This is a genomic window from Chryseobacterium sp. MYb328, assembly GCF_037572595.1.
Taxonomy (GTDB): Bacteria; Bacteroidota; Bacteroidia; order Flavobacteriales; family Weeksellaceae; genus Chryseobacterium; species Chryseobacterium pennae.
In genome coordinates this window covers 58,704-70,945 of the sequence record NZ_JBBGZQ010000010.1, presented here as the reverse complement: position 1 = coordinate 70,945, position 12,242 = coordinate 58,704, and the positions used below count along the sequence as shown (strand labels likewise).

The 12,242-nt window shown below is 34.8% G+C and carries 11 protein-coding genes; 4 read left to right on the top strand and 7 right to left on the bottom strand.

Annotated features, from left to right (window positions below):
* Positions 1-61: 61 nt before the first annotated feature.
* Positions 62-2,020: a M4 family metallopeptidase gene (locus WH267_RS11825; RefSeq protein WP_340008427.1), complete on the top strand. Its 1,959-nt coding sequence runs from the start codon at positions 62-64 to the stop codon at positions 2,018-2,020.
* A gap of 72 nt (positions 2,021-2,092) precedes the next feature.
* Here WH267_RS11825 and hemH read toward each other — a convergent pair whose 3' ends face one another.
* From hemH to WH267_RS11810, 3 genes are read right to left on the bottom strand one after another with little or no spacing between them, the layout of a single operon-like run.
* Positions 2,093-3,127 carry a ferrochelatase gene (hemH, locus tag WH267_RS11820; protein WP_340008425.1) on the bottom strand — a complete coding sequence of 345 codons (1,035 nt, stop codon included), beginning with the start codon at positions 3,125-3,127 and terminating at the stop codon, positions 2,093-2,095.
* Positions 3,128-3,132: 5 nt separating this feature from the next.
* Entirely contained in the window at positions 3,133-3,669 is a 537-nt protein-coding gene (locus WH267_RS11815) for an NADPH-dependent FMN reductase (protein ID WP_340008423.1), read from the bottom strand.
* A gap of 9 nt (positions 3,670-3,678) precedes the next feature.
* Complete coding sequence (locus WH267_RS11810) at positions 3,679-4,557, bottom strand: NifU family protein (RefSeq protein WP_340008421.1); 879 nt, start codon at positions 4,555-4,557, stop codon at positions 3,679-3,681.
* Between the two features lie 166 nt (positions 4,558-4,723).
* Here WH267_RS11810 and WH267_RS11805 point away from each other — a divergent pair, with 166 nt between their 5' ends.
* Positions 4,724-5,260: a gamma carbonic anhydrase family protein gene (locus WH267_RS11805; protein WP_115973670.1), complete on the top strand. Its 537-nt coding sequence runs from the start codon at positions 4,724-4,726 to the stop codon at positions 5,258-5,260.
* Between the two features lie 107 nt (positions 5,261-5,367).
* On the opposite strand, the gene WH267_RS11800 is transcribed toward WH267_RS11805, so the two are convergent.
* Entirely contained in the window at positions 5,368-5,820 is a 453-nt protein-coding gene (locus WH267_RS11800; protein ID WP_340008419.1) for a hypothetical protein, read from the bottom strand.
* Positions 5,821-5,902: 82 nt separating this feature from the next.
* Between WH267_RS11800 and WH267_RS11795 the strand changes: the two genes are divergently transcribed.
* Positions 5,903-8,029 carry a helix-turn-helix domain-containing protein gene (locus WH267_RS11795; RefSeq protein WP_340008417.1) on the top strand — a complete coding sequence of 709 codons (2,127 nt, stop codon included), beginning with the start codon at positions 5,903-5,905 and terminating at the stop codon, positions 8,027-8,029.
* Positions 8,030-8,070: 41 nt separating this feature from the next.
* Here WH267_RS11795 and WH267_RS11790 read toward each other — a convergent pair whose 3' ends face one another.
* The 3 genes from WH267_RS11790 to WH267_RS11780 form a co-directional block, all read right to left on the bottom strand.
* Positions 8,071-8,919 (bottom strand): M12 family metallopeptidase, encoded by an 849-nt coding sequence (locus WH267_RS11790; protein WP_340008415.1) that lies wholly within the window; start codon positions 8,917-8,919, stop codon positions 8,071-8,073.
* Positions 8,920-9,212: 293 nt separating this feature from the next.
* Positions 9,213-9,440 (bottom strand): hypothetical protein, encoded by a 228-nt coding sequence (locus tag WH267_RS11785; protein WP_340008413.1) that lies wholly within the window; start codon positions 9,438-9,440, stop codon positions 9,213-9,215.
* A 68-nt stretch (positions 9,441-9,508) separates the two neighbouring features.
* Positions 9,509-11,017 carry a hypothetical protein gene (locus WH267_RS11780; RefSeq protein ID WP_340008411.1) on the bottom strand — a complete coding sequence of 503 codons (1,509 nt, stop codon included), beginning with the start codon at positions 11,015-11,017 and terminating at the stop codon, positions 9,509-9,511.
* Between the two features lie 210 nt (positions 11,018-11,227).
* Here WH267_RS11780 and WH267_RS11775 point away from each other — a divergent pair, with 210 nt between their 5' ends.
* Positions 11,228-12,232 carry an LLM class flavin-dependent oxidoreductase gene (locus WH267_RS11775; RefSeq protein ID WP_340008409.1) on the top strand — a complete coding sequence of 335 codons (1,005 nt, stop codon included), beginning with the start codon at positions 11,228-11,230 and terminating at the stop codon, positions 12,230-12,232.
* Positions 12,233-12,242: the final 10 nt, after the last annotated feature.

Below are 12,242 nucleotides of genomic sequence, written 5' to 3'. Positions count from 1 at the left end.
TATATGTCATTTTGTTGTGAAAAGTTTATACCTTCGTTTTCACATTTAACAAAATAATATTATGAAAGCAAAATTTATTTTAGCCGTAAGCGTTGCAGCATGCTCTTTCGTTTTTGGACAAAACGCCCCATCAAAAGTCGTTCCTGGTAAAAGTGGATTACATTCAGAATTTATAAGATTTGATAAAAACGGACCCGCCTTTCAGGGAAGTCCTGTTTTATATGACGAAACGTCTGAAAGACTTTCACCGGGGCAGGCTCGTAAATTAGGAATTGAAACAGATAAATTAGGCTTTGAAACCCATCGGTTTCAACAGACCGTTAATGACATTCCGGTAGAATATGGAATGATGTCTGTACAGACAAAGGATGGTAAAATTGTAGGACAATCCGGGAAATGGGTTCTTAAAGTTTCACAGGGAATAGAAAAGAAATCGAATATTTCTGAAAATATAGCCTTACAGAATGCTTTGGCTTTTGTAGGTGCAGACCAATACAAATGGCAAAATAAAGAAGACGAAGAATTTATTAAAAAAGAACTGAAAGATGATAATGCAAGTTTTGCTCCTAAGGGTGAACTTGTATATTATTCTGAACCTACAGATGAAAAGCTAAGGGACCTGAAACTTGCTTATAAGTTTGATATTTATGCTGAAAAACCATTGAGCAGACAATATGTATTTGTAGATGCCAAGAATGGAAAAGTTCTGGGAACAGATGCAATTATCCATGAAATAAATACGCCGGGAACCGCTACTACCGTGTACAGTGGAAGCAGAAATATAACTACTGATTCGTATGGCGGGAGCTACAGGCTGAGAGAAACAGGAAGAAATGGCGGAACAGCTGTGGAAACCTATAACCTGAAAAAGACAACTAACTTCGCATCAGCTGTAGATTTTACAGATACTGATAATGCATGGAATAATGTAAATACAAATAAGGATCAATATGCTACCGATGCCCATTGGGGAGCTGAAATGACCTTGGATTACTACTTTACAAAATTCGGAAGAAAGAGTATAGACAACAATCACTTTGCTATAAAGTCTTATGTTCATTACGGTAATAATATTTTCAATGCCTATTGGGATGGAGCGAGAATGCTTTACGGAGATGGAAGCTCTACAACGAACGGTGGAAAACCTTTAACTGCTATTGATGTTTGTGGCCATGAAATTACCCACGGAATGACTTCCAAAACAGCGAATCTTGTGTATCAAAGAGAACCGGGAGCACTTAATGAAGGTTTTTCTGATATTTTTGGAAACACAATAGAGCGCTGGGCCAGACCTACCCAGGCAAGCTGGACGCTTGGAGAAGATTTCAGTTATGTGATCCGTGATATGGCAAATCCTAATGCTTACCGTCAGCCAGATACCTATAAAGGAACCTATTGGAAAGATGCTTCCACTACAGGATGTGCAGTACCTTCACAAACGACCAATGATTATTGTGGCGTTCATACCAATTCAGGAGTGCTTAATTTCTGGTATTACTTATTGGTAACAGGAGGAACAGGAACCAACGATAATGGTTTTGCCTATAATGTTTCCGGAATAGGGCTGGATAAGGCAGGAGCTATTGCTTACAGAACACTGACTACTTATCTTACTTCTACTTCCACTTATGCCAATACAAGAACCTATTCTTTACAGGCAGCAGCTGACCTATATGGTGCAGGAAGTAATGAAGTAATACAGGTTACCAATGCCTGGAATGCAGTAGGAGTGGGCGGAGGAACTTCTCCGGCGGGACTTATTGCAGCAGCAGCCAACGAGTCTCCTTATGCCATCAGCCCAAATCCGGCAACAGACAGATTTACTGTAGTGTTTAACGGAAAAGCTGGTAAAGGAACTGTAGAATTGGTCAATTTAACGGGAAGAAGAGAACTTTCTGAAAAAGTTAATCTTACTGATGGTGCAAATAGAGTAGAAATACAGCTGCCATCCAATATGCTTCCTGGTGTTTATATTGTTACCGTGAACGGACAGAAAGCTGGAAATCTTATCAAAAAATAAACTTTAGTATATTTCAAGAGAAAGGCCACAGAAATTTTTCTGCGGCCTTTTTTTATATTTCATTTCAATGATCTATACCAGGTAGAAATCATTCAGTTTTTCTTCACAAAGGGTTTTTACTACTTCTATCCATCGGTCTTCATCATTCAGGCACGGAATATAGTGGAAATTTTCACCACCGCCATGCATGAATTGTTCTTTTCCTTCTTCAGAAATCTCTTCCAGAGTTTCAAGACAGTCTGAAACAAACGCAGGACAAACTACAGCAAGGTTTTTAACACCTTTTTTAGGAATTGTTTCCAGTGTTTTATCCGTATAAGGCTCAATCCATTTGTCTTTTCCTAATCTTGACTGGAAAGAAACAATGGTTTTTTCCTTTGGAAGTCCTATCTTAGCAATCACAGCCTCAGTGGTTTTATAGCATTGGTGTCTGTAGCAATAAGCATTGTGGGTGTCTACCTGGCTGTTGATACAGTTGGCATCATCTATTTTACAGGTATTGGAAGGATCCGTTTTGTACAGATGTCTTTCCGGAACCCCATGATAAGAAAACTGAAGGGCATCAAAATTCTCAGGAAGTTTTTCCTTGATACTTTCAGCCAGACAGTTGATGTAAATATCCCTGTTATAAAAAGGTTGAATATAATTGATTTTTACCTCTGGAAATTTCTTCTTTCTTACCTCTTCTGCTTTTTCAATAACAGTTTCCGTTGTACTCATCGCATATTGCGGATATAGAGGGAAAAGAACGATTTCAGAAATACCCTGATCCACAAGTTTCTGAATTCCGGTTTCAATACTGGGTTCTGCATATCTCATCCCGATTTCCACCGGAAGATCTACCAGCTTTTGAAGTTTTTTCTGAATCTTTTCAGTAATAACAATTAAAGGTGAACCTTCATCCGTCCATACTGTTTTATAGGCTTCAGCAGATTGGGCAGGTCTTGTTTTCAGGATAATACCCTGCACAAGAAGAGCACGAAAGATCCAACGGTAATCGATTACTCTTTCATCCATCAAAAATTCATCAAGATATTCCTTTACATCATTTACAGCCGTAGATCTGGGCGATCCGAGGTTAACCAGTAAAATTCCTTTTTTATTCAATTTGTTTATTTTAATGATGATACAGACTTTTCAAAATCCGTTACCAATTCTAATACTTTAGCAAAGATATTGTTTTCAACTGAGCCATCAGGCTCCAGTTTACCCTTTATTCCTTTTATTAAAAGCTGATGTTTATCATCAGTTTTCGCTCCCAATGTGTTTAAAAGCAACAACAATTCTTCATGACCTTTCTCTCCACTGGCAGAACCCGTAACAAATGCAACAGGTTTGTCAGAAAAAACATTCGTGGAAACACACCATTCTAATACATTTTTTAATCTGCTCGGAATACTGAAAATATATTCCGGGGTAGAAATAATAACCCCTGCAGAATGATCAATATATTCTCTGATCTTTACAATTTCCTCGGGAGTGTCAACATCAGTTAATGCTGTGTCAAAATGAGGAAGAACAGAAAGATCATCATACATCTGAAAATGGATATTGGGAAGCTTTTCCATTATCTGTTCCATCAGTTTCTGATTACTGGAACTCTTTGTTGCACTTCCAATAATGATCAGAATTTTTTCAGGAGCGGCCATAATGATGAATTATCCGTTTACAGCTTCCACTCTTTCTACAAGATCCGGAACGAATTGTTTTAAAATATTTTCAATTCCATTCTTCAAGGTAGCCGTAGAGCTTGGGCATCCTGAACAAGCTCCCTGTAAAAGCATTTTAGCTGTTTTGGTAGATTGATCATATTCCATTAAAGAAATTTTACCACCATCATTCTCTACAGCCGGAGCTACATATTCATTTAAAATGTCAGAAATTTTCTGCTCATCATCTGTATAATCTCTGTTGATGATTTTTTCTACCGGGTTTTCATGCTTCTGAGGTTCAATATTTGAAATTTCACCACCATTCTGAAGGTAATCAGCAATAAGAGCACGTACAGTGATCATTACCTCATGCCATTCCACAGAGTTATCTCTGGTAACTGCTACAAAATTATCAGAAATAAAAACCTCTTTAGCAAAATCAAATTCCTTAAAGATGGCAGTGGCCAAGGGAACTTCAGATGCTGCTTCTCTTGATTTTACCTCTATAAAACCTTCCATAAGCAATTTGTTGGAAACAAATTTCATTACATTTGGGTTAGGGGTCATCTCAGAATAGATCTGATACATTTCTTTTTTCTTCTGAAGATAAATTCTCGGATTGGCCAGTAATTCATCTTCAATCACATTTTTCAGACTTTCAGCTACATGTTCCCATTCAATAGTATCCTGTTTTGCTACTGCTACAAAATTAGCGGTGATAAAAACTCTTTCCACAAAAGGATAATTGAAAAGCTCCTGTGCTAAAGGGATTTCTGAAACATCTGAATTTCTGTCTAACTCCAAAGACCCTGGAATCAAGTTGTAATCTGCAACAAATTTCATCACTTTTGGGTTTTCAGTTGGTTCTATAAGTACGGTACGCATTTTTTCGTTAAATTTGAGATACAAAAATACGCATTAGAAGTTAGAAGCTGTAAACTGGAAGTTAGATTTTTGCTATCACTGTAATTTAGAAGTTAGATACTAAAAATAAATAGATAGGAAATACTGACTTTCAATAGGCTTATTTTCAAATTTTCAAATTAAAACTATGGCACTTGTAAAAGAACTTTTAGGGAAAATACCACAGATCGGAGAGAATACGTTTTTAGCTGAAACAGCTACCATTATTGGTGATGTTACCATGGGGAAAGACTGCAGTGTTTGGTATAATGCAGTGATCAGAGGTGATGTCCATTATATCAAAATGGGAGATAAGGTAAATGTTCAGGACAATGCAATGCTGCACTGTACCTATCAGAAACATCCACTGAATATTGGAAATAATGTTTCCATTGGACATAATGCTATTGTTCACGGATGTACAATTAAAGATAATGTACTGATCGGAATGGGCGCTATTGTGATGGATGCTTGCCTCGTTGAGGAAAATTCAATTGTAGGAGCAGGTTCTGTAGTTACTCAGGGAACCCATATTAAATCCGGAGAAGTCTGGGGTGGGGTTCCTGCCAAAAAGATCAAGGACATCAACGCTCAGCTATTGGAAGGTGAGGTGAACAGAATTGCAGATAACTATGTGAAATATTCATCATGGTATAAGGAGAATGTGAAAGATTACGAATTGTAGAATTCGGGATTTCAATTAACATATAAACAACAAAAGCTCTGTCTTCCGACGGAGCTTTGTATATCAAGCCTTTGTAGTGATTTGATATAGAACCTTTGCTTTATTTTTTATTGTGGATCCGGTGTAATCAATCTTGCCTCTCCCTTGATGCATTTAACTGAGGTTGGGGGCATAATCATTATACAATCAGATGTAATATTATATTTTTCGTTAAAAATCCTTGCCTTATCCGTATACTCATTGATTCTTGGCAAAATTGAAGTTTCAATTTTTTTAGGATAAGCGATATATTGCTGAGGCCCGCCGCAGGATTTTATGCCCATGGGAGCAAACGTCCAGTCGCTGGCATTCGTACAATTTTCCCCTTTGGCTTCAGCTTCAATAGAAGCTTTTAATCTATCTATCTGTGCCTGATCATACTTTTGGCTTTCTTCATCTACTGGCCGATTGGCAATATCTATAGGAAGATTGGTATCAAGGTTTTTTGTCGTATTACAGGAAACTAAAGTTAGTGTAGTACATAATACTATTACAGGAATAGGAAGGAAAATTTTTTTCACAATAGACTTTTTTCTTTTTAAGAATTTTCAAAACTTATGCCAAGGTAAGAAAATCAAATTCATTTCCGTATTTTTGACAACGATGAACAATCATTTTTTTGACTTAATAGAGTACACGAACAGAAGTGTTTTTCTAACCGGAAAAGCAGGAACAGGAAAAACAACATTTCTTAACGATTTAGTAAGACGAACAAAGAAAAAGCATATTGTAATTGCGCCTACGGGAATTGCTGCAATTAATGCGGGTGGGGTAACCATCCACTCCATGTTTGGATTACCCCTGAGAACTTTTCTGCCTACGACAGAAAGGATAGATACCAGTTTGGCTAATAATATAGCTGATTTGATGCCCCATTTCAAATACCGAAAAGATAAGCTGAAGCTTTTAAGAGAGGTTGAAATCATTATTATTGATGAGGTTTCCATGCTAAGGGCAGATGTGCTGGATATGATGGATTTTTCTTTACGATTTATCAGAAGAAATAACCAACGGTTTGGTGGGGTACAGATGCTGTTTATAGGGGATTTATTTCAGCTTCCGCCAGTGGTGAGAGATGAACATATTCTGAAAATGTATTATGATTCCCCATTCTTTTTTGACAGTCATGCTATTAAAGATATTCCGATTGTTACCATTGAACTTACAAAAGTTTACAGACAGTCTGATCAGGGATTTCTGGACATACTGAATGCTATCCGTGATGGTGATGTTGCCAATATAGATTTTAATCAGCTTAACCAGAGATATGATCCGGATTTTCATATGGGTAAGGAATCTTACGTTTATCTGTGTTCTCATAATAAAATGGCTGACGAGATCAATCAGGAGAAGCTGAAAGAAATAAAAGTAGACGCCAAAACTTATGAAGCAAAGCTGGTGGGGGATTTCAAGGAAAATCAATTTCCCAATGAACAGTTTTTGGAACTGAAAATAGGCGCTCAGATCATGTTTATCAGAAATGATATTTCCGGAGAAAAGAAGTACTTCAATGGAAAACTTGGTGAAATCATTGGACTTGATGAAGATGAAATTCGGGTTGTGCTGGATGAAAGTGAAAGAGAAATCACCGTAAAAAAAGAAACCTGGGAACAGAAAAAATATTTCCTGGATACTGATAAAACGATCAAGGAAGAAGTTTTGGGAAGTTTTGAGCAGTTTCCGATCAAATTAGCCTGGGCTGTTACTATTCATAAAAGCCAGGGGCTTACGTTTGATAAAGTGATCATTGATGCCGGAAAAAGTTTTACAGCAGGTCAGGTTTACGTAGCTTTATCACGTTGCAGAACACTGGAGGGAATTGTTTTGAAATCAAAAATTACTCCTGAAGTTATTTTTAAAGACAACAGAATTCTGCAATTTCATAGCAATACAGTTGCTAACGATCATATAGATGCTATTTTGAATCAGGAAAAGTATGATTACAGTATCAGAAAAGTTCTTCGTACGATTGATTGTCAGTGGTTTTTGAATGAAGTAGAGGAGTGGAATAAGCTTTCCTCCGTTACTAAAAATATAGATCGTGTTAAAGCTAATCAGCTGTATCTTCAGTTGAAACACGAAGCAACTAATCTTGGGAAAATCTTTGAAAAACTGGAGCGTGTTATCTTTCAAAAGGTGAATAATTTCATTGATAAGAAAGAAGAATGGACTGAAATTGAAAGTAAGTCAAAAGGAGCCGTTAATTTCTTCTTTACTGAATCCAGAAATAAAATTTTCGATCCATTAAAAGAATTTTATGCAGAAATCAAGGGTGCGAAAGGATTGAAGCAGTACAACGAAGAAGTGAAAAGCTGGCTTGAAGATATTGAAGAATATCTGAACAGTTTAAAAGATATTCATCTTCTTGAAACAAGACTTCTGGATGAAAAGAATGATAAGGAAGTCAGCATGAAAATCGCTAAAGTTCCTTCACAGGTTTTAACTTTCCAACTTTTTGAACAGGGAAAGACCATTGGAGAAATTGCATTGGAAAGAGGACTGGTAAAAGAAACGGTTATCGGTCATCTTGCTAAGTTTGCTGAACAGGGATTGCTGGATATTTCAAGAGTCATTACTTCAGATAAAATTAAGGCTTTTGAAGATGAATTTTATAAAAATCCACATGAGACTTTAACAGAGTGGAAGAATGCCTTACCAAGTCATTTTGAATTTAATGAGATCAGGATCCTGATTAATCATTACAACTATAAAAAAGAAAAGAATTCCTAGGAATTCTTTTCTTTTTTATGATTTATGCAGAGCTTTAAAGTTTAAGGGTACATTGCATTAATAGTATTGATATCCCCGGTTGTGAATCCTGTCCTATTGTAAGTGAAGTTGGTATTATTGGCTCTTTTAATAGTAGGTTGTCCGTTTTTAGAATAAGAATTTGGCCAATACATCATCACAGAATTGATATTGAAAGGTCCTATATCTGTTCCGGAAGTATATTTATTGAAATTATAAGCTTGCCCATCCTGAATATTGCCCCATTGAATGCTTACATACTGATCTCTGTCCTGACGGGAATGTTCGTGATAAAGTCCTACGGTATGCCCCATTTCATGAATGACCGATCCCACCGAAATGTACTGATCCAGAGAAACAGTCTGCTTACCACCCTGATATCCGATATGAGCCCATCCATCTGATCCGTTTGAACTTCCGAAGATAAATTCTACATAATTGGATTGGTTGGTACGCAGAACCCAGCGGGTATTTGTCTTGGAATTATATTCATTAACTGCAGTGTTGATTTTATTCACATTAATAGATCCCATATTACCTGCAATGGTATAATAAATGGTACGGTTAGGCCATCTGTACAAGCTGGCACCTCCTTTATTGGCTGTGCTTTCTTCTGTCAGCTGTTGATCGGAAAGAACAATGTCTCCCTGGAAAAAATTCATTCCATTTTTTCTTTCATAGGTAATTTCCTGACCTCCAAATTGTCCTTTTTTAAGATAGGAAACCTCCAGTGCTGCGGTTTGGGTTTCACTCGCGATTTCGTCATTATTTTTGCTACAAGAGGATAATGTGGCAGCGATTACAATGCCGATAAGGAAAGTTCTTTTTGTAAATACTTTCTGGAAAAACAAGTCATTGATTTTTTTGTTCATGATAAAGATTTTTTCAAATTGTTATACTAATATAGTGATATTTCTCTTTATTATGAATTATTTATAGTGGAATATTGAATTTTATTGAATTATGATTGATTAAAAGATAAGGTTTATATTCAATAAATGTAATAGAGTATGAATTTATATTACGTCTATGATTTAGCAGTATGCTCTGTTATTCTGGATACATGTGAATGTATTTCAGAACTGAAATCAAGAATCTAAGCTACATATGAGGTTTTTTATTCCCAGTAGGCTAACAGTATAAAATGGTATGTAAGTAATATATTTTAGTAAATTTTATCTATGACATGCAAAATTATGGTATCATTTACCTTAAATTTTCTATCAGTATTTGATTTTTCCAGTGTTATTTTTTCTGACTGATGTTTTGCTTTATTAAAGATAAAAGCCTGATTGGTCTCTAACAGAAAAGCAGTATGGTGCTGTAATCTGTCTAATTGATGAAGATTATCTACAATCCTATAGATGTTCCATGGCTGTTGATGCTCTGCCAAGTTCTTTTGAATTTAACGAGATAAGAGTTTTGATTAATCATTTTATTTATCTGAAAGAGAAATAGGCTTTAGTTTGTAAATATTTTCATTTCAAGATAATATTTTCCTTGATTAAGTTGAATGATTTTGTCTTCAATCATCCATGTGTTTTTTTTATTATCATCGTTTTCTGATTCAGATTTTGGACACCCAAATTTAGATATAACAAAATTTTTAATATTGTTATATCTTTCATTTTCGCCTTTTTTTCTTGATTCATGGTCATTGAAATTTGTTTTATTTTCATATTCTAGATTTCTATTCCAATTAAATGTAATACCCTCGATTATATTTTGGTTATTATAGCTATACAAAGTATGTAATTCGAGGAAATTATCTTCGATTGTTTTATAAATTTTGGGACCTTTAAAATCTTGATTTTTCTTTTCAGAATAATGTAACATCATAGAGTGGGTTACAGGTACAAGTGTTTTTTCATAAGATGAAATTTCCTTTAAAGACATTTTCCCTATGTTTTTGAAGATGAAATCTACTTTTTTCTCAAACTCGATTTTAGCATTTGCATAACCTACATATTCATTTTTATATTGATTGTTGAAATAAAATAATGATATTTTATTATTGTTAATTTCAATTATACCAGTTAAATTATCCTCATTTGTTGAGAACTGAACAATCTGTTTGTTGTTTTGAATTTTACTTCTGTAATTGAAATATTTTGAAAAAGGAATAATGTTTTTTGGAAGTTCTTGTACAAGAACCATTTTTTTATCTATGATTTTTCCAATATATGTTGATTCTGATTCTCTGCAAATATGATATAAACTATCATTGAAAATAAAAGAGGTTATAATGTAAAAGTCTTTCTTATCTGTTGAAAATAATATTTTCAATGCCTCAGAATCTTTATAACTATTTGAATTTTTATTTGAATTTTTATTTGAATTTTTGTAAGTACTATAATAGCTGGTCTGTGGGGCTTTTCTTAATTTTTTCGGATCGGCGAGAAGATAAATTTTTTTAGCTTTTGTAATATAATAGTCACTTTTAATTCTATTAATAATGCTTACAAATAAATCAAAATCATATTCTTTTTTTGTTTTTTTATCCCTGAACCAAGTTCTTTCACCAAATTCGCCGAAATTTAATGAGGTAACATAAAAGTCTTTATCCTGATAAATTAAATCATCCGATTTATAAGTTGTTTGTATCCAATCAAAATTTTCATCCAAATAGTATGTATCATTGTCTAAATATTTTTTATATAAAATACTATCATTTCTTTTGAATAAATCAATATAGGTAGTATTCATTTTATCGAAAATCTGTGTTTTAAATTCTATTTTTTTTGACCTGAAAATATTTAAAAATTTTGCTTCTTGGGTTGTGTAAGGATGAAGGTTTTGCCCAGCAAACATATAAAACCTGTCATCCCTTTTTAGAATAAATTCAGAAGAGCTAGGAGATTTAAAATACGTTGTGTCAGACTCAATTTTAAATTTCAACTCGATATTATCATTTTGAGAAAAAATTAAATTTGAAGTAATAATGGATATTATAATTAATATCTGCCTCATAAATTTGTGTTAATTTCAAATATAGTAAATAAAGAATTTTCTTTTAGATAAAAACTTCAAATATAAGTGTAATTCCAATAGTTTTTCCCTGAACTTATCAATAGATCCTATTAATTACAAAAAGTAACTAATGCAGTTCAGATGTTTTAAATTTGTATGGTTTAAAAAAGGAGATTTTTCTATATCACCTTTAAAAAATAACATCTCAATATGAAAAATTTTGAAATTTCTGTTTTAGACCTTGCGCCGGTAAAGCAAGGGAAAAGCATTCATGATACTTTTCAGGACAGTTTGTCCTTAGCTAATCACGCAGAAAGTTTAGGCTATAAAAGATTCTGGCTGGCGGAACATCATAATATGGAAAGTATTGCCAGTTCAGCAACCTCTGTTTTAATTGGTTTTATTGCCAATGGAACAAAAACGATCAGAGTAGGATCAGGAGGAATTATGCTTCCGAATCACAGTTCATTAATCATTGCAGAGCAATTTGGAACACTGGAATCACTTTTCCCAGGTAGAATTGATCTTGGATTGGGTAGGGCTCCCGGAACTGATGGGTTAACCGCTCAGGCATTGGGGAGAAATCCCGCGATCATCAACGAGCAGTTTCCAAGACAGATTCTGGAACTTCAAAGATACTTTTCCAAAGAAAATGCTGATGCAATGGTGCGTGCTATTCCAGGGGAAGGATTAGATATTCCGCTTTATATTTTAGGATCCAGTACAGACAGTGCATGGCTGGCTGCAGAACTGGGGCTGCCTTATGCTTTTGCTGGACATTTTGCTCCTGAACAGATGGAAATGGCTTTTAAAATTTACAGAGAACATTTTCAACCTTCAGAATATTCGGATAAACCTTATATTATTGCCTGTGTCAATGGTGTAGCAGCAGAAACCTCTGAGGAAGCACACAAAATTTCCACGACTTTGTTTCAGGCGTTTATCAATATTGTGAGAAATGACAGAAAGCCTTTTGCTCCGCCGGTAGATGATATGGATGAGATCTGGTCTCCTATGGAGAAATCAATGGTTTTACAGAAACTGAGATACACGTTTATCGGAGATCAGACTGAAATTAAGGAGAAGCTTAAAGACTTCCAGGAAAAATTTAATGTAGATGAACTGATGATCAATTCTCATATTTACGATCATCAGAAAAGATTAAGATCTTACGAGATTATCAGAGAAGCCATGAACTCTTTATCCAAAGCGTAATAAACCATTC